Below are 26029 nucleotides of genomic sequence, written 5' to 3'. Positions count from 1 at the left end.
AGCATCTTATGGCAGCCCGACCAGACACCCTGCATGACCTTGTCGAGAAGGCCGGTCACATCCTGGTTTTCACCGGTGCGGGCGTCTCCGCGGAAAGCGGAATTGCTACCTTCCGCGACGCCCTGACCGGTCTCTGGGCGAATAACGATCCCCAGCAGTTGGCGACGCCGGAGGGCTTCATCGCCGACCCCGCCCGGGTATGGGGCTGGTACCAATGGCGGCGACAACAGCTGCTGAGTCGCGAACCGAATGCGGCCCACCGGGCGATTGCCGCGCTGGCGCAGCGGGTGCCGAAGGTCACGGTAGTGACCCAGAATGTGGATGACCTGCACGAGCGGGCCGGCAGCGACGCGGTGATCCATCTGCATGGCAGCTTGCTGACGACCCGCTGCTTCGACTGTGAAAAACCGGCCCAGGTCCCGGTCGACGAGGTACCGCTGGACGGCGCAGCCATTACGCCCCCCAGCTGCGGTCACTGTGGTGGGATGCTGCGGCCAGGGGTGGTCTGGTTCGGCGAGGCGCTGCCGGAGGACGCTTGGCAGCGGGCGGTAGCGGCTGCGCAATCAGCGGATCTGGTGCTGGTGGTGGGCACCTCGGGACTGGTCTACCCGGCGGCGCAGATTCCCCAGTTGGCGTGGGAGGGTGGGGCGACGGTGGTGCATGTGAATACCGAACCGGTGCCGGTGGCGGCCGAGCGTGAGCACAGCCTGGTCGGGCCGGCGGGGGAGGTGTTGGCCGAGTTGCTGGGGTAGCGCGCCCGGCTATCCCGCATCAAGCGTGACGGACGGAGGCGGATGAGCTCCTGGGGTAGCGCGCCTGCACATTGCTGATATTGCCGTCACCATCATGGCTGACAACAATGCTGCGGGTCTCCTGCATCTGTTGCAGGCTCGTGGCGGCTACCCCCAGCAGGCTCGCCAACGCGTCATTGGACAACTCGCCCCGGCGCGTGCGCCGCTCCACGGAAAAGCGATACCGGTTGTACTGGGCCCACAGGATCAGCAGCAGGCCGTTGGCCGTCGCAATCAGTGCATACATGCTGATGGTATTGATGCTGAGATTCAGCGGTCTTGGTCCAGCGTCGGGCTGAACCTGCAACACGTTGATCAGGCCCTGGTAGATCAGCCAGCCAAAGCCGGCCCAGGCGAACAGGGTGAGCAGGGTATCCAGCAGTCTGGGCAATAGCTTGCGTTGGGTGACTATCAGGTGACTCATTCAGCGTTGCGGGCGCTGGCGGGCAGCTCTTCCCAGACAGCTACAACCTGGCGGTCGTCATCTGCCCAATTCGCCACCTGCAACCAGTCGGCGTGCTAGTCAGAGCCCAGTCTGCTGCGGTTCTGACCCAACCAGTGCAACAGGGGGGCGGTATCTCCGGCCCTGGCCTTGAGTACAAGGTTATCGTAATCCGCAGGGGATGCCGTGGCGGGGAGAACATGCAGCAGCAGGCTCAGCGTCAGGCAAGCCGAACGAAAGATATTCCAACAAACCCTGTCGGGCATATATATGTGATTCATGTGAGCCTGCGTTTCGCTTATACAACTTTTGCGACTGATTCAATAGACTCCGCACAGCGGCGGGGACTATCACTGCTTCCTTGCAATAACGCGGCCCTAGGTGGCGCGCACACATCAGGTGGCTGACGATGGCCTGAATATGTGTTGCGTCAATATATGGTCGGATATTGCGGGTGTGTCACGTTGTTGACGCTCCGGCATCTTAGCACCTAATTTGCGGCCTGCAAAAAAAGATGGCGAAGCGACATGCTGGAGCGCGTACCAAGTTCAAGGCGATATGAGATTGAAGCAAGGGCAGGTTGCGTTTTTTAGCTGGGGTGCGCAGTCCATCTGCGGCAGGGGGATTGACCGCCTGAAGTCAATACTGTGATGGAGCCGACGGCCCATGCTCGTTAGGCGCGGTTCTCGGGTGACGCGGTAGTCCCGGTCGGTTCCAGCTGCTCGCTGGCGGGTGGTGTTGAGGATGCTTCGACAATACTGATCAGCGATCGATATAACTGCGATGGAGATACGGGTTTGTGCAGCAGCGGGATGCCACTACTGCGTGCGTCGCGCAGGCGCGCCGGTGCGGTATCCCCGGTGATGATCAACGCGGGCACCGGGCGGCCCAGGACCTCGCGTACGTGGCTGATCACCTGGGCTCCCGTCTGGTTCTCGCGGAGCCGGTAGTCACTGATCAGCGCCTGCACGGACCAGGTGGTTACCTGTTCTTCCGCCTCGCTGATGGACTCAGCAGTACGGCATTCGCAGCCCCAGTTCTCCAGCAGATCGATCATGCCCTGACGGACAATCATGTCATCCTCCACGATCAGCACGCGCAGCCCTTGCAGGCGCTTCGAGTAGAGTGGGGAGGTATCGGGCGAGGGTTTGAAGACTTCCTCGATCAGCATGCCCTGGGCCAGTGGTACATGTAGGCGAAAGGTGCTGCCGCGCCCAACTTGGGAGATCAGGCTGATGCGGTGGCCGAGGGAGTTGGCCAGGCCTTCGGTAATGGCCAGGCCCAGGCCGAGACCTTTGAGGCGATCACGCTCGGGATTGCCCAGCTGGTGAAACTCGCGAAAGATTGCCCGGGTCTGGTCCGGGGCGATGCCGATCCCGGTATCGACGATCTCGATCTGCACCTGCGCCCCGCGTTTGCGGCAGCCGATCAGCAACCCTCCGGTATGGGTGTAACGGATCGCATTGGTAATCAGGTTGCGGAGCATCAACTCCAGCAGGCTGGGGTCAGAATCGACGGCAAATGCCGTTTCGCGGCAGCGATACACGAGGTTCTTGGCATCTGCCAGGCTACCCAGCTCGTTTTCCAACTTGTGCAACAGCGGCTGCAGGCGAAACGCCTTGCGCTGGGGTTCCACGACGCCGGCCTCGATGCGCGAGAAGTCCAGCAGAGTATTGAGCATCTGCGCTGATGCCTGGCTGGCGGCGCGCGCATTGCTCAGTATCTTGCTTTGCACGGGGGACAGTTCACTGCGTGCCAGCACCTCCAGAAAGAGTTCCTGGGCGTGCACCGGCTGGCGTAGATCGTGGCTGGCTGCGGCAAGGAACTTGGACTTGGCCAGATTTGCTTCTTCTGCCCTGCCGCGGGCGCTTTCGGCGCGCTCGCTCTCAATCTGGAGCCGCTCGATCAACTCCAGATTCTCGAAACGCAGCATCAGGGTTTCCCGGGAGGCGCGCTGGGCCATCAGCGCCTGGCCTACCTGACCCACCAGATAGAGCGTGCAACCCATTGCCAGGACCACGAAAGATCGATCGTCCATGATCAGCAACTTGCTGGACATACTCGCCAATTGCGAGAGCTGCATGCTCAGGTAGAACGGAAACACCGGGGCCAGCAGTGAAACGGCATTGCCGCTGACGCCCGCGAGGGAGGCGAGGGTCAGCAACTGTTCTGCGAGACTGGCCTGGCCGATAACGATCCATACCAGCGATCCCCAGGCGGCGCCCTCGAGGATCTTGATAAGGCACATATGGCGAATGTGCTGGTCGGTATTATCCGCGTCGATGCCCCGTTTGAGCGCGATACTGGCGTAACTGACGCAGAGGATGCGACTGGCCACCACCGCTGCCAGCCAGCCGAGCAGGATGGTCTGGTTTTCCGGCTCGAGCAGGATCAATGTCAGCAGGAAGGCCAGTGCGCTGCCCAGGTATAGCGACGATCGCATGTTGCGAAATACCAGACGAACCTGCTCAACACGGATGTCGCGGGCCCGATCGGTGCTGGTTCGCTGAATCGCCACGGTGTCTGTACTCAGCTGACCAGTCCCCGGCGGCGTGCGACAAAGGCTGCTTCGGAGCGGCTGGATACCTGCAGCGCCGCCAGGGTCGCCTGCACATGGCCGCGCACGGTGTTTTCAGAGAGATTCAGGCGGCGCCCGATCATCTTGTTGGACAACCCTTGACAGAGCAGATCGAGTACCTCGTACTGCCTGGGCGTCAGCTTGGGCGATGTATCAAGCGCATCGTCGGAGAGGTCATCATGCCCCGGTAACTGCTCACCCAGCAGGGCTTGTGAGACCAGCTCCAACATGCGTGCTGGAGCTTCTGCCTTGCAGATGAACCCATCCGCCCCGCGCTTGAAGGCGTTGCGTATCACCTGCCCATCCTGTACTGCAGATACCATTACAATCCTGGCTGTGGGCCAGCGACGCTTCAGAGAAGCAATACCATCCAGGCCATTCAACCCCTGAAGCTGCACATCAAGCAGAATCAGCTCAACTTCGTCTTCCGGGGAGTGGAGTGCCTGTTCAATGGAGGCGGCCTCGGAAATATCTATTGCTCCCAGACCAGCAGACAGCACCATGCCTATCCCGGAACGGAACAATGCATGGTCATCTATTAATAGTAAGCGTAACGGCATGCTGGCAATTCAATCGCACCTGATTCGCCTGTGCAAGCATTCAGTCCAAATGGACTATTGGGAATAGCCACACATGGGATTAACTTGATGCGCGCTGGAGGTCGTCAGATACCCGGGCGCAGCGCCGGTGTTGAATGAAAGCCAGTCAATATTTAATGGTCGACGCACTCTGTCGTCGGCCAGCGGACTGTCATACCGCTGCCTGTTCATCTCACAGGGCACGGAGTTCATTATCCAGGGACGTTCAAATGAAGGAAGGAAATCGAGGGTGGTCATGGGCCTATCAAAAGGCGCGTAGTTGCCATATCTCTGCTCTTCACGCGTGCTACCGCGCCACCCGCTACGCCTTGTTCGGTGATACCGGCGCTTTTTCCAGTCATGGCGGCTGGCGGCGAACCCGCATCTGCCGCAAATGAGTCTGTGTCTATTGCCTCGGAATGAAGGCTCCGAACAGCAGTCTTAATGGACTATATCTTTACGATAGACCGGCTTTTATCTTAACCCCACAAAAAACCATCCGGCAGACAAAGAGTTGTTGCGGCGAGCCTCGTCTGCGCGAATTCGCACAGTCTGCCATGTATTACAGGGACGTTAAGTCATGTCGAAGAAAAGCCGCTCGAATGGTATTGGTCCATCCAAAGGTTATTGCGGGCCTGCAGACGTTTTCCGTCTGAATCGCCTGGCGGCGGCCGTGCTGCTGGGGGTTGGCGCAGCGCCGGTCTGGGCGGCGGCCGGGCCGGGTACCAATAACATCACCCTGCATCCGGGCATGACCAGTGCCACCAGCATGGTGACCAATGGTGCGGTGACCGATATCACCACCGGTACCGTGCGGGGTAACACGGGCTTCAACTCCTTCGGCCACTTCAACGTCAACAGTGGCAATACGGTCAACCTCCACGTGCCCACCGGCAAGGCCAACCTGGTCAACCTGGTGCATGACTCGCGCGTGGTCATCAACGGCACGCTCAATGGCCTCAAGGACGGGTCCATCGGCGGCAACATCATCTTCGCTGATCCCCATGGGCTGGTTGTCGGTGCCTCGGGTGTGGTCAACGTCGGCAGTCTGACCGTCACCACGCCGAACGCAACGCAGATGAGTCAGCTGGCCGCGACCTTCACCAGCGGAACCGACACCGCCGCCGACACGGCCGTCAGTGATCTGATGGCGGGCCGCTACAATGCCGGCTCCGGCGACGTCATCATCCAGGGGCAGGTCAACAGCGCCAGGTCGGTCAACCTCTTCGCTGCCAGCGCGGCAGTGGCAGCCGGTGCGTCGATCGAGGCGGGCGCGCAGATATTCCAGGCGACGGTCAACACCGACGGTCTGGTGGACGCCACGGCCGCAGTACGCGGCGACGGCAGCATCACCATCGTTGGCCAGCACGACGTGGAAATAGCCGGTGAGCTGCGCGCGCTCATGGCCAACGGCGGCGGTGGCAGTGTGTTGGTCAATGCGCCGGACATCACGATCGCCTCGAGCGGGGTCATCGACACCCGGGCAGCGGCCGATTCAACCGAGGCCGCCGGCAACATCACGCTGCAGGCATTCAGTGACGTCAGCTTCAGCGCGCTCAATGCCGATGGCAGCAAGATCGACGATATCGACCGGCTGGAAGACGCTATCCAGACCCAAGGCAAGGCCAATCTGGGTGCCAGTCACAGCGTCGCGCGGATCGAGATTCAGGAAGGCGCCGTGCTCGATGCCGGGGCCAGGGCGGGCGGGGCGGCCGGCGATGTACGGGTAGAGGCCCTGGCGGTGGATCGTCAGCTGGGTGGCTACGCCCAGGCGCACTCGTCGATCGACGTCGGCGGTACCCTGATCGGGAATGACATCACCGTGCGGTCGGTGACCCAGGTCGAAGTGGATTCGGGCCTGTTGAGCTCGATCTTCAGCATGGCTGAACTCGATGCCATGGTCGACAAGGTCAAGCAGCTCAACGCGGGCTGGACCGATGAGCAGGCCCTGATGCATGTGTACACCGTGCTGGTGGATGCGGTCAGCGAGCTGCGCGATATCTCCGAGGTCCCGCCGTCCAACTTCAGTGAATTCGTCACCCTGCTGCCTTACGCGACCTTTGCCGTCGCCGAAGGCACTTCCCGGGTTACCGTCGCCGGTACGGCGAACATTCAGGCTGCCGGCGATGTGGCCCTGTCTGCCGACACCACCCGCAGCGTGGATACCGCCAACTTCTCGCTGCCTGTCATCACCTCCAAACTGCCGTTCAACGCCGGCATCGCCTATGGCCGTCTGGCGGGCGAAACCAGGGTCGAGATCCTGGATGATGCCCGGGTCGACGCGCGGGACCTGAGCGTTACGGCGCACAGCGACAACACCCTGAAGGTGGAAGGCACTGCGGCCACCACACGCGACGGCCAGGGCAGCAATGCCACGACCCTGTCAGCGGCCTTCAGCATGGCGCATACCGATCTGCGCACCCTGGCGACCGTGGCGCGGGACGCAGTACTGACCAGCGGCGACCCGGCGCATACCGGTGTAACCGGTAATGTCAGCGTGACTGCGGTGACCGAGCAGACCCTGAGCAATACCGCCTCGTCCAAGAGCGTGGGCCAGGGGGCGATGGGTGGTCCGGCCGTGGCGCTGGCGCTGTTCAACAGCGACACCCGTGCCGAGTTCGATGCCGACCTGGACGCCAGCTCCCTGAGCGTCAATGCCGCGAATATCATCAGTGAACAGGCCAACAACGCCAGCGTACAGGCGGGCAAGGCACTGGCGGACAGTCTGCAGGCCAAGGTACTGTCTGCGGAGGACTTCCGCCGTTTCACCGCCGCCGTGGGCAATAAGGTCAAGACCTTCCTCGGCATGACCATCAAGCCCGACGGCGCCCCGGTCGAGAGCCAGCTGCGGCTGGGCTCGGCCGTGGCCGTGAGTATTGCTGATCACCAGGTCGAAGCGCGTATCGGCGGCGGTGGCCAGCAGATCAACCTGGATGGCAATCTGTCGGTGACTGCCCTGCAGCAGCAGAGCGGTCTGGCCAACGGCGCGGACAGCCGCGTCCTGGCCGATACCGAGAAGGACGACGGTACCAAGATCGGCATCAGTGTCGCCGCGGCGTACAACCAGGTGACGCAGAAAACCCGCGCGCTGATCGGCAACGACGCGGATATCACCGCAGGGCGCATCGGCGTGGCCGCGCGCAACGTGCAGACGCTGAATCTGGCGGGCCTGGATCGCTGGGGCTCACTGGATGAGGTGTTCGAGAACCTGAAGACCCATGTGCCTGGGCTGACGGCCATTCCCGGCAAGCTGTCCTCCGTTTATGCCAACGCCAACAGCAACTCTGAAGACGTGGGTGTGGCGGGCTCGGTGGCCGTGCTCAATACCGACATCGACGCCATCGCCTGGGTCGGTGACAACGTAACGCTCAAGGCTACCGCCACCGGTAATGACTGGCAGTCCAGCCCCTATGCGTTCCTGCCGGTCAAGCGCGATGCCGAAGGCGAGGAAGTCGCCTCCCGCAAGGCACTGCGTGAGCATGTCTGGGACTGGGACGCGGCGGTGGATGTCAGTGCCGCCAACGAGATTCAGCAACTGGCGATAGCCGGTAATTTCTGGACCACCCTGTTCGGCAACACCTCGGACGGCAAGGCCGTTGGCGGCGGCGTCAATGTGCAGGTCACCGACAACGAGGCCAGCGCCGGTATCGGCGCCAACGGTAACGTCACCGGCAAGCGCGTGGATGTCACGGCTACCCAGGATGAACTGATCATCGGCATCACCCCCTCGGCGGGCAAGGGTGCCAGCGTTGCCGGCACCGGCGCGATGGTGATCAGCGTGGTCAACTCTGATGTCAACGCCTCCATTCACAACAGCACCGCGGTCAATGCCGAGCAGGTGGGAATTACCGCCGAGCACAAGCTGGGCCTGTGGAGCGCCGCCGGGGCGTTGGCGGTGTCCGACGAAACCGGTGTGGGCGCAGGCATCGGCGTCAATGTGGTACATACCGATGTGCAGGCGCTGGTCGGCGATAACCGTGGCCTGCGTGGCGATGTGCTCGGCGGCGGTGGTGCCGGACTGGTCAATGCCACCTGGACCGTGGACGAGCTGCTGGTCAACGCCGAAAGCACCGGCCAGGTCGGCTCTTTCAGTGTGGCCGGTGCGGCAGCACGCACCGCAGAAGACGGCGGCGACCAGGGCGAGGCCGATGACAACAACGCCGATGGCGGCCTGATGGGCGCGGTCGAGGGCATCGGCAAGGGTCTGTTGCAGACGATCTTCGGGGATACCTCCGCCGGCTTCCAGAACACCATCGGCGCAGCCAAGGACGGAGCGTCCTCGATCAAGGACACTGTGGTCGCTGTCCCGGACAAGATCGGTGAGGTCATCGACAAGATCAAGGGTCTGTTCGACGAGTCTCCGGACCCGGGCACCGGCAAGTCCAAGCAGTCCCTGGCCGTCGCGGGCTCAGCCAGCGTCAACGTGGTGGGCCAGAAGACCCGCGCCCGCGTGGGCGACATCGTACTGGATCCACGCGATCCGGCGCGCAAGGGCAGCAAGGTAACGGTGCTGTCGCTGAACCAGACGAACCAGATCAGCGGCTCGGGCAGTGGCGCCTTCACCCTGGCCGGCGGCCAGCGCAGCCAGAGCAGCGCCGGGATCGCCGGCGCCATGGCCTATAACCACCTGTACAATCTGACCGACGCGCAGCTGGTCAACACCACCCTCAACGACAATGATGCGCTCAAGGTGCAGGCCGCCAGCGCGGGCGACCAGGTCGCCATGGGACTGGGTATCGCCGCAACCACTGCCGGCGACAACAATACCTCCGTTGCGATGTCGGTATCCGGCGGCGTGATCACCAACACCACCTCCGCCTCGGTGGTGGACAGCACCGTCCATCAGCGGGCCGGTGAGAATACCGGCATTGCAGTCACGGCCTATGACCGTACCCGCACGCTGCTTGGCGGCGGCTCCTTCTCCTTCGCCTCCGGCGGCCACGGTAATGCGACCAGCGCTGGCGGCTCGCTGGTGCTGGCCGTACAGAAGAACACGCTCAGTGCCCAGTGGCTGGGCAGCAGCGCGACCGATTTCAATCGCCTGGATGTGTCGGCCAACAGCGCGGCGCGCCTGCTTGCGGGCGCGCTCGGTGTGGCGGCCAGTACCGGGCAGAACAGCAACTCGGGTTCGGGCTCCATCGCGCTGGTGATTGTCGATAACGACGTGCGCGCCAAGGTCGACAAGCATGGCAGCCGTGATTCGTCCCTTGAAGGCGGTCAGGTCAACGTCAGCGCCGCCAGTGTTGCCGGCCTGTCGGCCCTGGACAGTCTGTTCTCCACGGCCGGCCTGACCGCGTTGAGTCATACGGATCTGGACCTCGATGGTGAAGATACCGTCCAGCAGATCGACGGCAGCATCGATACCCAGGACGACCTGTTCGCCGAAGACGGCAGCAGCACCGGTGCGACCACCCAGCAGAATCTGTTCAGCGGTGAGCTGGCGGGCGAGGCGGTGCTGGCAGTGGCCGGCAACCTGGCCGTGTCCGGCAAGAACTCGGCCGGTGGCGCGGTCAGCGTGGTGTATACCGGGAGCGACTACACCGCGAGCCTGGCCAACACCGAGGTGGATCTCTCCGGCGACCTGAACGTCAATGCCGGCAATAACACTGACGTACTGGCGGCTGCGGTGGGCGGTGCCGGCGGCAAGGAGAATGCGGTGTCCGGCTCGGTGACGGCCGTGGTGGCGCGGGGCAGCATCAACGCCAGCGTCGACATGTCCGGCAAGACCCTCAGGGCCGACAACCTCAACGTCAATGCCTTCAAGAGTGGCGGCGCCTACTCGCTGGCGGGCAACGTTACCGCCAGTACCAACAATGCCTCGGTGGGCGGCGCTATCAGTCTCAACGACATGGAACAGGATGTGGCGGCCCGTGTGCGCAACGGTCGCTACATTCTGGCCAGGGATGCCGCCGTGGATGCCGGCCTGCAGAGCCGCATCATGACCGCTGCGCTGTCCGGGCAGGGCTCCGGCAGCGGCTCCGCCGTGGGCGGGGCAATCACCTTCAACCGGATCGCTGACACCACCAACGCAGGGATGGAAAACGTCGTCCTGAGCGCGCGTGATCTGTCGATCAACGCCAGCCAGCCCGACCTGGGCGCAAGCATCTGGTCCATCGCTTTCAACCTGTCGGCTGCCGGTGGCGCGGCGGGCGTGGGTGGCGGCGTCGCGGTCAACCTGATTGACGCGGAACGCAGCGCCAGCCTGACTGACAGCGATGTCACCCTGACCGGTTCGGCGTCGCTGAACTCGGCGCTGGACGGCGAGATCTGGGGTGTCGGCATCGACGCGGCGGGGGGTAATACCGCCGGCGTGGGCGGCTCCATCGTGGTCAACGTGATCGACGGTGAAGATGAGGTGCTGGTCGACAACAGCCGGCTGGTGACCACCGGTGCGCACCAGACACTGGGGCTGGACGTCAGTGGCGGCGACGGCCTGACCATCGCCTCGCTGACCGGCTCGGTCAAGGGCGGTGGCACGGCAGCCGTTGGTGGTGCGGTGTCGGTCAACCGGATTGGTGCGGACCGTACCGCACTGATCCGCAACAGCCGCGAGATCAGCGGTTTCTCCCAGGCGCACCTGCGCAGTGGGGCCCAGCAGAACATTTACGCCATTGCGGTAGCAGGCGGTGGCGCCGGTACCGTGGCGGTCAACGGCTCCTTCACCAGCAACGTGCTGCAGGGCACCGAGCGCGCGACCATCGAGGGCAGTACCCTGAATGTGGGCGCACTCGATCTGTCCGCGGCCATTGGTGATCGCACCATCTGGAGCCTGGCCGGCGCCTTTGGCGGCGCGGGTACCACCGCCGTCGGGATTGCCGACACCAACAACATCATCCTGTCCAAGCGCCTGGCTGAGGTCATCGACAGCGACCTGACCGTCGGCGGGGCACTGAACCTGGCCAGCGGCGGCTCGTCGAATATCCGCTCGGTGGCGGTGGGTGCCGGCGGTGCCGGTACGGCGGCCGTGGGTGGTTCGCTGGCGATCAATGTGGTCGAGGGCGAAGAGCGCGCAGAGATCAGGGATTCCGAAGTCGAGGCCGGTTCGCTGGTGGTCGACGTCAGCCGTGGCGATACCGATATCAAGACCCTGGCGGGTAACGCCCAGGGCGCCGGTACCGCGGCGGTGGGTGCGTCCATTGCGGTCAGCACCATCAATCAGAAGCGCATTGCGCGCATCGTTGACAGCGCCATCGAGCTGGGCAGCGGCAGTGGTCGGGTCAAGGCCGCCACCGGCGGTCATATTCTCACGCTGGCCGCGGCCGGCGTGGGCGGCGGCACCGCCGGGGTAGCGTTCTCCAACACCAGTAACAACATTGCCGCCCAGACCCGTGCCGAGGTCATCCGCAGCGGTGGTACGGCCGGCAATCTGGACGTGCTGGCCAGCGACACCTCCAGCATCCACGCGGGCTCCGGCGGTGTGGCCGGCGGCGGTTCCGCGGCAGTCGGCGTGGGCACGGCGATCAACCGTGTCGACAGCGAGATCCATGCCAGTCTCACCGGCAACCTGGGGTCAGGCTGGGCGCTGCGCAACCTGCGCATCGAAGCCAATTCCGCAGCCGACATTATCGCCGGCATCGTGGCCGGCGGCGGGGCCGGCAACGCAGCGGTGTCCACCGTTGGCGCCACCAATATCATCCAGACCCTGACCCAGGCGCACATCGGCGCGGGCGCTCAGGTGATTGCGCAGAACAACATCGCGGTCAGCGCGCGCAATCTGGACAGCATCCTCGGGTCCTCCGTGTCGGCGGCCGGTGCCGGCAATGCCGCCATCGCGGCGCTGGCCACCGTCAACGTGGTGGAAACCAATACCAAGGCCTTTATCGACGGCAGCACCACCGCGGTCAGCGCGCTGGGCCGTGATGCGGGCGATCGACTGCTGGTGGATAACGGTGCGCTGAACAACGCGCCGGACGATGACCATGAATGGATCTCCGGCGACCAGTTCAACCCCTACCCGAACCTGTCGGTCAAGCAGCACCACATTACCGGGCTGGCGGTGCAGGCCAGTTCCGTCCAGCAGGTCGGCCAGATCGCCCTGTCGGCCAGTCTGGCTGTGGTGCCGCTGGCCAGCGCGGCGGTCTCCGGGGTGGTCAACACCACGGTGCTGGGCGGCAGTACCCAGGGCTATATCGACGGCGCGCGGATCAACCAGGCCATTGGTGCCGGCAGCGCGCAGAACGTGCGGGTAGGCGCCAACAGCCACAGCTACACCGCCGGTTACCTGGCGGCCGTGGCGGGTGGCCCGAGTGCGGCGGCGGTCGGCGCCGGCGTCGACAACACCGTCATCAGCCGTCTGACCCAGGCCCGCCTTACCGGCGTGCAACTGAACAGCCGGGGCCTGACCGAGGTCGCGGCCGGTTCGGGGCAGTATGTCTCGACCATCATCGCCAGCCTGGCCGGCGCCATTGTGGCACCCGGCATTTCCTCCAGCCTGGTGATCCTCGAAAGTGAAACCGACGCGCTGGTCGATGGCGCCAGCCAGCTTGACGTGGGCTCGCTCAAGGTCAGCGCCAGTGCCCTGCAACGGCTGACGCCGAACGCGGTCAGTGCCACCGGCGGTGCGGTGGCGGTCTCCGGTGCGCTGGCCACCTTGTACAACCAGAGCGTCACCCGCGCCTGGCTGGGCACGGACCTGAACGCGGCCACCGGGCCGCGTACCCGGGTGCTCAGTGGCCGTACCGAGGTAACGGCCGAGAACAGCACGGGCATCGGCATGCACGTAGCGAGTGCCGGCGGCGGGGGAATGGCGGTCGGCGGTTCCATCGGTATCGCGGTTGTGGAAACCACGACCGAGGCCGGTGCCAGTCAGGTCGATTTCGGCGAGACCGGCCGGTCCCTCGGCCATCTGTCGATCAGCGCCAAAGACAGCCTGACCGTGCGCAATACCATCGGCGCGGCCGTGGCGGGCGGTACCAGCGTTGGCGGCAGCGCCAACGTACTGGTGGCCAACAGCGCCACCCGTGCACTGTTTGATCGCTCGACCCTGGTTGGCAGCCAGTTCACCCTCAGGGCCCTGCGTGAAGGGGATATCCGGCTGAATACCGTCACCGGTGCGGTCGGTAGCAGTGCTCTGGGCGGCAGTATGGGGCTGGTACTGCTGGGCTCCGGCGCCACCGCGGTGACCGCCGGTGATGAAAACTTCGACGCCATGGATGAGCTGGACCAGGGTGGCGATGGCAGTCTCAGCCAGGCCAACCGCATCGGTCGGGCCGACAAGACCGGGGATCTGACCTACGACGCCACCGAGTGGAACGAAGAAACGCAGAAGTACGAGCTGGTAAGCAAAACCGATTCGGCCACCAAAGCGCGCGTCAACAGCAACAAGACCGATCTGGACGACCGTTTTGAAGCGGGCAGCCTGCGCAAGCACGAGACCCTGGCCCGGGCCAGCAACAGCAGCATCACCACCAGTGGTGCTGCCAGCATCACCGCCGAGGACCGGCTGCACAGCCGCAACCTGGCCGGCGCTGCTGCCGTGGCGGGCACCGCCGCAGTGGGCGGTGGCATGGCGCTGACCCTGTCCAATGCACGGGTAGCTGCCGAACTCAACGGTGGCACCAGCCGCACCGGGTCGCTCAATATCGACGCCCGGGCGAGCACGCTCGCCGGTTACGATAACGCAGTCGAGGTCGAATCTTACGCCGGCGGCGCGGGTTTCGGCGTGGGACTGGGGGCGGCACTGGCCATTGGGCAAATGCGCAACGACATCGGCAGCCGCATCAGTGGCACCCATACCAGCACGGGTGCGATGAACCTGAATGCCAGCGATACGTTCAATCTGGATCTGGATGCCCTGGGCGCCAGTGCTGGCGCGGCGGCGGTCGGGATTGTGGTCGCCAGCGGCGACCGTGACAGCAACGTTACCGTGCAGGTGGCCGACGATGCACAGTTGACCGGGGGCGCCATCAATCTGAGCGCACGCGGCGAGGGCGGCATCGATGTCTACGGCGTGGCTGCCGCGGGAGGACTGTTTGGTGCCGGCACCGGCGTTGCCTCGGTCGCGGTCGAGCGCACGCGCGTTCAGGCGCTGGTTGGCGACGATGTCATGCTCAATGGCGGCACCGGCGGCGTCTCGCTGGACGCCAGCGTGCTCCCGCAGCTCAATGCCTATGCCCTGGGGGCGACAGTTGCCGGTGGAGCGGCGGTGGGCGCGTCCTATGCGCGGGCCCAGACGGCCAATACCGTCACCGCCAGCCTGGGCGACCGGGCCGATGTGCGCGGCACAGGCGGCCTGCGCCTGAAATCGACACTTGAATACAACCGCACCGGCAGTGAGATTGATCCGGATCAGGCCAACGTCCGCGCCCAGGCCATCGCCGGTAGCGGCGGTCTGTTCCTCAGCGCCAATGCAACCATTGCCGAGGCCCTGAACACAGCGACCGTCAAGTCCCTGACCGGCTCGCACCTGAAGCTCCCCGCAGGGCGCATCGAGATTCTGGCGGATGCTCGCAGCCATCAATATGCCGATGCGCTCGGCGTCGCGGTGGGCGGTCTGGCGGCGGGTGCCTCGGTGGCGATGGCCGAATCGGACAGCACCACCCTGGCGCGGCTGGGCGACTTTGCCAATGACCGCGATGGCGATGTAGTGATCAGCGATCTGCTGGTCGATGCCAACGCCGAGGACATCAATCAGGCCAAGTCGGTAGCGGGCAGTGGCGGTCTGATTGCCGGTAATGCGTCGGTAGCCAGTACGCTGACCAAGGGCTCGGCCCTCGCGCAGATCGGCGACTCGGTAGAGATCGCCATGCGTAACCTGGCAGTCAATGCTGAGTACCGGGCGATCTTCGGTACCCACGCCAACTCGGTGAATGCGGCTCTGGCCGGCGCCAGTGGTGCCGGGAGCGAGAACCGTGTGTTGGCCAACAGCCAGGCCAGCATCGGTGATAACAGCCAGCTGGCGGCGCAGAAGGACCTGATTGTCACCGCCAATAACAACATCTTCAGTCATCACCTTGGCGCAGCGGCATCCGGTGCTGGCGGCGGGGTGATCAGTGGGCAGGCGGTGTACAGCGACACGCACATCGACAGCAAGGCCCATGTGGATGTGGGTGACAATGTCGATCTGTATGCAGGCATCAATGCCGCCGATTACAGCTCCCGCCTGCTGCTGCGTGCGTTCACCCGCATGCAGGTGAGCGAGTCCGTCACCCTGAGTACCGGCGGCGCGATTGCCGGCGGCGGCGTGGGTGTGAACAGCGAAGCGAATCTGAACAACACGGTGACCATTGGTGACAACGGTCTGTTGTTCTCCAGTGGCTCGCTGGGCGCAGGCACCTACAGCCAAGCCGGCATGTCGCTGGAGGCCCTGGCCAGCACCTGGGGCGCAGCCGGTGTAGCCGATGCAAGCGTTGACGGCGACCTGAACTCAGATCAGTCCCTGTCGGTGGGCCGCAACACCCGGTTGGAGGCACTGGGCAACATTACCCTGACGGCGGGCGACGATCCGGAAGGGCTGTGGCAGAACACCCTGCAGCTCACCTCGGTGGCCAACAGCACGGTGCGCGGTATCGTCGCGATACCTACAGTGCGCGCTGACGCCCACATCAACAACAAGGCCAGCACGGTCCTGGCGGAGGGCAGTCAGGCCCTGGCGGCGCGCAATGTTCGCGCCGGCAGCTATTACGGTCTGGTCAATGCACAGGCCGACGGCGTGGCACGGGGTTATCAGCTGGGCTTCATCCCGGTGACCAGCCGCAACAGCAACGCGGACATCAACCGCGACATTGCTGCCACGCTCAACGGCACGCTGCTGGCCGGCCGTTACCACGAACTGCTGATCAATATCGCCGCCGACGGGACCATCACCCAGTCAGCTGGCCTGCCGATCAGTGCGCTGAAGCTCACCAACTTCAATCCGCGTCAGTTCCTCGATACCTTCACTGATATGGATGCGGTCACCCGTGCGGTGATGGAAGGCACCATCTCCGGTACCCATGTCGGCGCCATCGAGCTGGGTGACATGCTCGCCGCCGGCGGTACCGTTACCATCAACGCCGATACGCTGTCCGGCAACGGTACCGTGACCGCCAATGGCGGCCCGCGCATCCAGGTGCTCAACCAGAGTGCCAATTACCTGCTGGTGGGCAATGCGCTGATCCCGGATCAGCCCGGCGGCCGGGTGTACTTCACCGGGGCGGCCGCGCGTTCGCAGTTCAATGGACAGGTCAACGAGGTCGCGGCTGACCGCCGAGCCGAGATCCGTATCGACAACAGCTACGGCGGCAACGTCGGCAACGTCGGTTACGGCCCGGGCATCTTCCTGGTGGGCGATATCCTCAACCAGGGCGGCCTGGTGCACATTTCCAACGCTAAGGGGTCACTGGGCCAGTTCGGTGTGACCTACGGCCAGCAGGTGCTGGTGGAAGTCCCCAATGGCTCGATGACGGTGTACCAGCCCAACAGTTACTGGTCGGTCAACAGCAATCCCTTCTCCGAATGGCGCTCCTTTGCCGGCGTAACCGGCTCGGCCAATGTCGCCCTGGAGCTGATTGGCAATTACCTCTACGGTGGCAGTGGTGTTAACAATTCGGGAACGCTGACCGAAGAGCTGGTCTACCGTGGCCCCTACGACAGCGAATCGTCCGGCTCCAGCATACTGCTGTTCGGTGGCTGCCTGCCTGCCTCGGTAGGGGCCGGTTTGAACTGCAGTGAAGCTACGGCGAAATCCTTCACCGGCAGTGCGTTCCGCTTCCGCGGTATCAGTAACACCAACTCGTGGATGCCGATCATCACCTACCGCTCACTGTACAAGAGCGCTATGGCTTACGAACAGGCCAATATTGGCGCGGGCGGTGATGGCCGCCGGGTGGTGGGTGGCCAGGTGGGTATCCAGGCGAAGTATATCGATATCAATGGCACCATCAGCAGCGGTATGGCGACCAATCGCTCGGTGACCATCAGCGAGGCGTTGGATACCTGGATCAGCCAGCATGGCTGCACCACCGGCCTGTGCGTGGAAGCGGTGGATATCCCCACGCATCTGCTGACCGCTTCCGGGGGCCAGCCGATTGGGGCCAAGTACGATTTCGTCAACCAGCGCATTGTGCTGGATGATGTCAACGCCTCCGGCGGCGGCTTCATCTATATGCGCGGCGGCATTATCAGTACCAACCCGACGGGTCGGATCGAGGTCAACAATGGCTTCGGTGAGGTGACAATCGACAACCGCTCGGCGCACCAGCTGCAACTCGGCGACATCGATACCGGGGTCGGTTCCGTGGGCATCGTACAGATCGTCGATACCTTCAAGAAAACGACCGGCGGCCGGGATTTGAGCACCTGGTATGTGCACGACCAGAACAGCGGTCTGAGCGTGTACGACAACCGCAACGGCGCCAGTTCCGTGCTGGATGCCCACCTTGTGCACAGCTCCTCGGCCAGCACAGCCACCTACAACCCACTGGACAACTTGCGTTTCGAGTGGACTCAGGAGGCTGACCTGTCCCGGACCATTATCAGGGACGGCGATAATCTGAGCGTCAGCAACTGGGCCTGGGACTACATCTCGCCAAATGATCCCTGGAAGGTGTCCGAAGGGGAGGTAGTAGTACGTGATCTGGATAACGTCTACGAACAGCACATCAGCGGCAGTCTTGGCAGCAATTACAATTTTGCGGTCAATTATCACGGTTGCGATGGCGGTATCGGCTCCAGTTGTAACTGGGATTTCAAAGCCAGCGGTCGCTATCCGGCCGGCCACGCGCGGGCAGGCGAGTATTACGCGCAGTGGGTTTACCAACTGCCGCGTTCGGCGACGCTGACTATTGATCATTCGGTCAAGGCAGATAATCCCTTTGCGATCGCCTTCGTCGGCAATTCGAGCGGACTGATTGACGCCAAAACCAACAACAACCTGATCATTGGCGGGCGGCTGAGCAACGCCGGTGGCCTCACGCGCCTGCAGGCCGCCGGCAATATCATCAACGGCAGTGACGGCACCAGCTTCAGTCAGCAGCTGGACATGACGGCGGGTGGTTACGTCGGCCAGGCAGGCCGCGCCGTGGTGGCCGGTCTAGCTGCCGGTGGCACGCTGAGCGCCGTGTCCGGCGCCGCCGGCATCAATCTGGATCTGACCTCCGACGTGCTGGTGCGCAACATCAATGCCGGCAACGGTCTGGGTGATGTAGTGGTACGGGTGAATGGCAACCTGGGCGCCATCGGCGGCCTGGCTGCCGGCAGTGCCCATGTGACAGGGCGTAACCTGGATCTGTACGCGACCGGTGCCATCGGCAGCGGTGCAGCGCCCCTGCGGGTCATTGCCCAGGAGCAGGCCACCGCCGGCGGCGGCAGCACCCATGGCAACCTGAACGCCTTTGCTGTCCGGGATGTCTTCCTCAACGAGATCGCAGGGGATGCCTGGGTCGGCCAGATCGTGTCGGAAACCGGTGATGTCTGGCTGAAGGTGGACAACGGCTCGCTGTACGATGCCGGTCAGCGCCTGGCCTCCGACACCCTGGACGAAACCCAGCGTCAGCAGATCTGGGAGAAGCTCAAGCTCACCAGCGAATATGGCGCCGAGGCCAACATCCAGCAGGGCACGGTCAAGCCGTTCGAGGATCAGGTCGTCAGTCAGTACCGCGAGTACTGGCGCCTGAAGGAACTCGGCAGCCTGCGGGGCGACACCTTCGTGCTTGCCGCGGACAGTCTGGACTTCTATCGCCCCCTGGCGGAGCTGCAGGCGGGGCGCACCGGCCTCAGCGACGCCGAGGTGCAGAGTTATGCCGCCGAGCGCTACAACGGCCATGCCCTGTTCTTTGCGGGCGTGTTTGGTGAAGACTGGGCCGAGCAGACGGCGTTCCAGTCGCTGCGCACCGACTTCAGCTATACCGCCAGCGCTGAGCAGATCGCTGCGCTGACCCACGACGCGATCTGGACCGAAGGTGAACTGCGCTATGCCATCGACTCCACTGCGATGGGGTCGGCGTCGAGCACCCCGGTTGGCGCGGCTGATCCGAACGTTGTCGGTCGGAATGTCACCCTGATTACCGGCCAGAACATCGGCCGGCTGGGCGACAGTCTGCTGATCAACTTCGACGATCTGCGCAGCGGCAACCTGACTCCCCAGGAGGCCGCCGCGCTGGCCATCGCCAACGCACCGGGTGATGTGGTACTCAACCGCGACGACAGCGGGCAGGTGGTCAGTCTGCAGGTCAATCGCACCCAGCCGTTCTACGTGGCTGCCAGCGAGCGCTTTGATGCCACCACCGGTGGCGCGCTGTACCTGCAGTCGGCCGGTAATCTGAATATCGGCACGGTGCGCAGTGGGGGCGATGCACGCCTGGCTGCAGCCACCAGCATTCTGGCCAGCAATGGCGCAGGCAGCCTGATCGTTGGCGGGGATCTGACGCTGCTGGCGGGCACCGGCAACCTGGGTACCGTCAACGATGACGACATGCTCTCGCTGGATGTGGCCGGCCGCCTGCTGTCGGCCTCGGCAGGGCAGCATATTGGCCTGCGCTGGCTGGGCGATGACTTCCGTATCGGCCGCGTGTTCGCGGTAGGCGATCTGCGTCTGGATGCCCCGAACGGCAGCCTGCTGGGTCAGTACGAGGGACTGGCCATTACCGGCCAGAATATCCAGCTGAACGCCCGTGATGACATTCTTGGCCTGGATGGCGCCGCGCTGGTCATCGATCAGGCCTCGGTGGAAGGCGAGCTGGGGGCCACTGCCGGTGGCGATATCCGCCTCAGCAATACCGGAGCATTGCATGCCGGGGTCATCCGCGCCGGCGGCAATCTGTATCTGGACGCGGCGTCCACCCTGAGTGGCCGCAGCCTGCACGCCGATGGTGACCTGCATGTGGCGGCGCCGGAAGCCATGGACCTGCAGCAGCTGTCCGCGGGCGGCAATCTGTTGGTCAGCACGCTGGATACCCTGCGTCTGCGCGACCGGGCGCTTGCCGGCGGCGATGCCACCTGGATGGGTGCCAGCCTGTCGATGGATGCTGGCAGCCGGATGCAGGCCGCTGGCCTGCTGGCCATCAGCACCGACGGTGACATGTCGCTGGGCCAGCTGTTCCGTGCCGGTCAGGCCGATGGTGCACTGTTCAATCTGCGCGCTGGGGGGCGGATCGACGCGAACGGCGATGGCCAGGTCAACCTGCGCGCCGAGCGTACCGGGTCGGCCATCGTGCAGGCCGAGCAGGGCATCGGCCGTGTCGATCAGGCATTGCTGGTTGACCTGCCCGAGCTGACGCGTACCGAAACCCGCCAGGGTGATATCGTCCTGCGCAATCTGAGCGCACTGAGCGGCACCCTGATGAGCGCTGAAAACGGCAGCATCAGCCTCGGTAATGCAGGCCAGGGTGTGCAGCTGGGGAGCATGCTGGCAGCCGACAATATCCATTATCGGGGCGGCGATCTGCAGGTTGATGTGCTGGAAGTCGGTGGCTGGTTGCAGGCGCAGATGTCGGGTGACCTGCATCTGGGCCAGGCAGAGGTCGGCGAGTGGGCTGAACTGGTCGGCAGCAGCGCCGACGCGCGATTGGGCTGGGATACCCTGAATGTGGGGCAGTCCCTGCAGGTACGCGGACCGGGCCATTGGTACGGCGACAGTGCTACTGCTGGTCAGGACGTGCAGTTCAATGTCGGCAGTGCCGATCTGGGCGAGCTGGAGAGCGCGGCCGGTAATCTGCTGCTGCAGGCTGCGGGCAACTTTGCCGCGGTGGGCTTGCACAGCCCGCAGGGCCGGATTCAGCTACAGGCCGGGTCGGTCGAGCTGGGCACAGCGGCGACCGCCGGGACGCTCAGCGTACACAGCCTGGGCGGCCTGACGCTGTTCAATGGTCGCAGCGGCGACGATATGACCCTGACGACCGAGTCCGGGTCGCTGGGCAGCATTCGCTTTGGTCTGGAGGCGGATGCGGGTGCAGTGAATGGTCTGCAGCCGGCAGATCTGTACTCGGATGCCAATATCCTGATTCAGACCGACGGCGACATCGTCGGTGGCAATGCCGAGGCGCAGGGCACTGTGCAGATGACGGGCCGCAACCTGCGCTTCGGCCGGGCCGAGAGCCTGACTGCCGATGTGCTGCTGCACAGCCAGGGTGCTGCAGCGCAGGGGCATGGCAACCTCAATGCGTTCAAGGTGCATGCCGGGAACGACGTTGTCGTCCATGCTACCGGTAACCTGGATGTGGTCAATGTCGATGGCGCGTCCTCACTGCGCGCGGGCCGTGACCTTGATGCCATTGTTGCGGGCAACCTGAACGTCACTGGCGCTGCCGAGGCCGCGCGCAACGTCAACTTCCAGGCGGGCGGCACAAGCCATCTCGACGCCGTCATCGCCGGTCGCAGTGCGCTGCTGCACTCCGATGGCGCAGTAAAGGTTACCGATGGGGTAACCGCAGGTGGCGAAGTCACCATTACGTCGGTGCGCGGCGGCATCACCATGGGCACGGGCATTGAGTCCAGCGGCCTGTTTGACAACGCAGCGATCAATGGCGACGTGACGCTGAGTGCCAGCGGCGATATTACCCTGCCGCTCATCACTGCCGGCAATGGTGCCATCACCGCGTCGGGCCACGACCTGACATTGGGGCAGCTCAGCAGTACAGGTGACATTATGCTGCGCGCGGCTGGCGATCTCAGCGTCGACCAGAGCCTGAGCGCGGGCAGCCAGAATTGGCAGGCCGAGCAGGGCACGGTCACGGCGGGTGATGTACAGGCGGCGGGCGACTGGTACCTGACTGCGGGGCAGGCGCAGATTGATACCGCGGTGATCAGCGGTGATGTCGATGCCGTTGTCAGCGGTGACCTGCGCCTGAACGCGCTGAGCGCCGCGAGCGCCCTGTTCGATGTCGGCAGTGCCTCGCACATCGGCAAGCTGGACCTGGTCGGCAGCCTCGGGCTGCAGGTCTCCGGTGCGCTGAACCTGCTGACGGCGAACGTGGGTGGCGCTGCCACGCTGCAGCACACCGGCGCCGCCGGTACCCGCCTGCACTACGGCGAGCTGACCATCGGCGACAGTCTGACAGTCACCGGTCTCGGCGACTGGAGCGGCGATAGCGCCCTGGTAGATGGACAGGTTCATTTCGATGTGGGCAGTGCCGAGCTGGGTCGCCTGCAGAGTACCGGAGGTGACGTACTGCTGAATGTCGCGCGGTCGCTCGCGGTCGATGAGCTGCACAGTGACAGCCAGTCCATTGACGTCACCGCCGGTGGCGCACAGCTGGGCAATGTCAGTGCGGCCACTACGCTGTCGGTTCACACCACGGCTGATGACCTGCTGATCGGCACCGGCACCAGTGGCGGTGATCTGACACTGACCACCCAGGCAGGCTCCCTGGCCAACATTGCGTTCGGCCCGCTGGCCGACCCGGCCACGCCGAATGTACTGGCGCCGGCGCACCTGACGTCGGGCGCGAATATCCTGGTACACGCCGATGGCGATGTGCGGGGCGGCAACGCCGAGGCCCAGGGGCTACTGCGCATGATCGGGCGTAACCTGCACTTCGGTCGTGCACAGAGCCTGCAGGGTGATGTTGAGCTGAACGCAGTCGGTGATGCCCAGCAGGGTCACGGCAACATCAGTGCGCTGAAGGTGGATGCCGAGCGGGACATCCGCATTACCGCTACCGGCAACCTGGGTGTTGTCAATGTCGACGCTGACGGGGCGCCTTCGCTGCGCGCCGGCCGCGACCTGAGCCTGGACATCGGCGGGGCGCTGAACGTCACGGGTCTTGCCCAGGCGGGGCGTGATCTGACCTTTATCACCGGGGGTGACATCACCAGCGAGAACATCATCGCCGGACGTCATGTTCGGGTAGTGTCCGGTGGGTCGGTTGAGCTTGAGCAAGGTGTTGAGGCGGGCGGTAATGTTCAGTTCTCCGCGGCCGATAACCTGTCCATGGGCACGGGCATCCTGTCCCATGGCAGGTATGACGGTCAGCCGCTGCGCGGGGATGTGGTGCTTGAGGCAGGCGGCAACATGGATGTGCCGACAATTACCGCTGCCAATGGCGTCATCCGTGCCAACGGCCATGACCTGCGTCTGGGTCAGCTGATGAGCAGCCAAGTCATCGAGCTGCTGGCCACCGGCGGCATTCGCGTCGGCAGCAGCCAGAGTCTGGGTGACCAGAACTGGCAGGCAGAAGAGGACATCCAGTTTGATCAGTTGCTGACCCAGGGTCAGGCTCTGCTCGACAGTCTTCTGGACACCCGCGGCGGCGTGCTTCGGGCCGATCAGGGAGCCGCGCTCAATGCCGGCTGGCGAAACGGCGTGGCAGGCAACGGAAGCATAGTGCTTGATCAGGCGCAGGCCCCCTGGCTGACTCTGTGGGCAGGCAAGGGCATCAGCCTTGCCGACGCCCGGATCGATCAGTGGGCTGATCTGCATGGCCAGGACATCGTATTCCACGGTCGCCATACCGGTCCGGGGAGCTTCAACCTGCGCATCGCCGGCAGCGGCCAGCAGTTTGCCGACCGCCTGATGAGCGAGTTTGACGCAGCGCACATCGTGGTTTCGCAGTTCCACGTGTCTGACAGTCAGCTGAGCATGACCGGTGATCAGCTCGACATTCAGGATGCGCAGGGCGTGGATCGCATGTCGCTGCAGACCGGCCAGGCCGTTATCCGCATGGATAATGGCAGCCCGGCGTACCAGAGCGACGCTGACATCCAGCTGTATGAGCTCGACCGCGCCTTCAGCTTCCAGCAGAACGGTGTGACCAGCACCACCAACGCCTATGTGCTGCACCGCGCATCCACGCATCTGGTGCTGGTGCCGAACTACATGGAGGAGCACGAAGCACCCGGCGGTATCGAGTACCAGGACATGACCGGTGCCCGCTATGCCGAGCAGCTGCTGTCCACCGGGTTCTCGCTGACACGCTTGGGGTCGCTGCTCAATGCGGCTGCCCTGCGCCGGGCACCGGATGACCTGCCGCTGTTCCGCTATCCGGCACGTGCCGATCAACGTATGAACCTGGACCTGCCCGAGCAGCCAGCAACCAGTGATGAGGTAACACAGTGGGTATTCTGATGGCAATGCGCTTGAGTGGTGTCGGCGCGGCGGGACTGCTGCTGGCAGTCCAGGCGCAGGCGCAGGTGGTACCGTCGGTACCGGATCTGCCGGCGCAGTTCGATCCCGGCCTGCAGCGCGAACAACAGGAACGGATTCTGCGCCAGCAGGAAGTGGAAGAGCGGGCCAGGCGTCTGGAGATACCGGCGCTACAGGGCGAGGCGCCGGAGGCCCAGCAATTGCCGTCATCCGGTGAACGCTTTGTCCTCCAGGGCATCCATTTCAACCCGTCGGTCTTTATCGAGGCGTCGACCCTGCAGGCGATGGCCGCCGACTATGTCGGCAAGCCCATCAGCTTCGCCGACATCAACGAACTGCTGCGCAAGCTCAACGCCTTGTACGAGGAAGCCGGGCAACTGACCGCCCGCGCCGTTGTCCCGCCGCAGAGCGTCGACAATGGCGTGCTCAGCGTCGTGCTGGTCGAGGCCAAGGTGGATGGATTCGGCTGGGAAGATGCCCCCCGGCATGTGGACGAGGCCTTCTATCACAAGCGTATCCGGATAACTCCCGGCGAGACGCTGGACAGCCCGGCACTGATGGCGGCTATTGAGCGTTTCAACGGCACCTCACCGGGACCCCAGGTCAGCGCCAGTCTGGCGCCCGGTCAGCGCTTCGGTACCACGCGGGTCAATCTGCATGCCTTCGAGCCTGATCGTTTGCAATGGTCGCTGTTTGCCAACAACTACGGCAGCGAGGGTACGGGGCGCGAACAGTACGGCGGCAGTCTGACCTGGTTCTCGCCGACCGGGGTAGCTGACGCGCTCAATGCGGTCATCGTTGCCACCGAGGGCACCGAATACGGCAGCCTGCGCTACAGCCGCCCGGTCAATCGGCACAACGGCGTGATGTTCGCGGAAGTGGGCACCAATACCATGAGCATTGAGCGCGGCCCCTTTGCGGCGCTCAACATCGAGGGTGAATCCACCACCTACGGGGTGGGCTACGATCAGCCCTGGTGGATAGACAACAACTGGATGCTGCTCGGGGGCATCGGCTACAGCCACCAGAACTCGGAATCCACCATCGAAGGCCTGCAGCTGAGTGAGGTGGATATCGACGAAGTGATCCTCAAGGGTCAATTCGAATACCGCGCAGCGCCCTGGTATGGTCGATACGAGCAGCGCGTCCGGCAGGCGTCCACGGACAACGCGATCAACGGCGAGAGTGGCAACTACCAGCTGCTCAACGGCATGGGCTATCTCAGCCGCGCCATAAAGACCGATTACGAAGTGGTTGGCCGGCTCTCCTGGCAGTACGCGACCAAGAGCGAGAGTCTGCCGTCCAGCCTGCAGTACCAGTTCGGCGGTATCAGCAGCGTGCGCGGGTATGACTCCGGCGTGATTGCCTCGCCGCAGGGGGTAACGCTCAATCTGGAAGCCTACTGGCGCATCAACGACATGTTCCAGCCGTTCATCTTCCTCGATTACGGTAAGGCCATGGAGCTCGGCACGGCGGATGTGGACCTGCAGAGCGCAGGCATAGGGCTCAATTTCAACTGGACGCGGCGCGTGAGTCTGAGCGTGGTCGCAGCCAATACCTTGGAAGACGTGACACCTGACCAGGATAGCGGTCAGGTATTGGCGCAATTGGTAATTCGTTAACCGTACAAATGGAGTAGGT

The 26029-nt window shown here is 64.0% G+C and carries 6 protein-coding genes; 3 read left to right on the top strand and 3 right to left on the bottom strand.

Going from position 1 to position 26029, the window contains the following annotated elements:
* Positions 1–8: 8 nt before the first annotated feature.
* A complete protein-coding gene (locus tag VG99_RS07250; protein ID WP_044499079.1) occupies positions 9–752 on the top strand; it encodes an SIR2 family NAD-dependent protein deacylase in 744 nt (247 codons plus the stop codon).
* 19 nt (positions 753–771) lie between these two features.
* Here VG99_RS07250 and pgaD read toward each other — a convergent pair whose 3' ends face one another.
* The 3 genes from pgaD to VG99_RS07235 form a co-directional block, all read right to left on the bottom strand.
* Complete coding sequence (gene pgaD / locus VG99_RS07245) at positions 772–1215, bottom strand: poly-beta-1,6-N-acetyl-D-glucosamine biosynthesis protein PgaD (protein ID WP_044499078.1); 444 nt, start codon at positions 1213–1215, stop codon at positions 772–774.
* A gap of 691 nt (positions 1216–1906) precedes the next feature.
* A complete protein-coding gene (locus tag VG99_RS07240) occupies positions 1907–3676 on the bottom strand; it encodes an ATP-binding response regulator (protein ID WP_082050085.1) in 1770 nt (589 codons plus the stop codon).
* Positions 3677–3762: 86 nt separating this feature from the next.
* On the bottom strand, positions 3763–4371 hold the full coding sequence (locus VG99_RS07235) for a response regulator (RefSeq protein WP_044499076.1): 609 nt from the start codon (positions 4369–4371) through the stop codon (positions 3763–3765).
* A gap of 598 nt (positions 4372–4969) precedes the next feature.
* On the opposite strand from VG99_RS07235, the gene VG99_RS07230 reads away from it, so the two are divergent.
* Both VG99_RS07230 and VG99_RS07225 read left to right on the top strand, forming a co-directional pair.
* A complete protein-coding gene (locus VG99_RS07230) occupies positions 4970–24370 on the top strand; it encodes a leukotoxin LktA family filamentous adhesin (protein ID WP_082050011.1) in 19401 nt (6466 codons plus the stop codon).
* Complete coding sequence (locus tag VG99_RS07225) at positions 24370–26010, top strand: ShlB/FhaC/HecB family hemolysin secretion/activation protein (protein WP_158023891.1); 1641 nt, start codon at positions 24370–24372, stop codon at positions 26008–26010. The genes VG99_RS07230 and VG99_RS07225 overlap by 1 nt, the downstream gene beginning before the upstream one ends.
* Positions 26011–26029 lie beyond the last annotated feature (19 nt).

Source organism: Pseudomonas saudimassiliensis (assembly GCF_000939975.1).
Taxonomy (GTDB): domain Bacteria; phylum Pseudomonadota; class Gammaproteobacteria; order Pseudomonadales; family Pseudomonadaceae; genus Halopseudomonas; species Halopseudomonas saudimassiliensis.
This window is presented reverse-complemented; position numbering and strand designations above follow the sequence as displayed.

Excerpts from the sequence above, each read along its gene's own strand:
- VG99_RS07225 (WP_158023891.1), top strand. The coding sequence starts at position 24,370 with ATGGCAATGCGCTTGAGTGGTGTCGGCGCGGCGGGACTGCTGCTGGCA.
- VG99_RS07230 (WP_082050011.1), top strand. The coding sequence starts at position 4,970 with ATGTCGAAGAAAAGCCGCTCGAATGGTATTGGTCCATCCAAAGGTTAT.
- VG99_RS07235 (WP_044499076.1), bottom strand. The coding sequence starts at position 4,371 with ATGCCGTTACGCTTACTATTAATAGATGACCATGCATTGTTCCGTTCC.
- VG99_RS07250 (WP_044499079.1), top strand. The coding sequence starts at position 9 with ATGGCAGCCCGACCAGACACCCTGCATGACCTTGTCGAGAAGGCCGGT.
- VG99_RS07240 (WP_082050085.1), bottom strand. The coding sequence starts at position 3,676 with ATGCGATCGTCGCTATACCTGGGCAGCGCACTGGCCTTCCTGCTGACA.
- pgaD (WP_044499078.1), bottom strand. The coding sequence starts at position 1,215 with ATGAGTCACCTGATAGTCACCCAACGCAAGCTATTGCCCAGACTGCTG.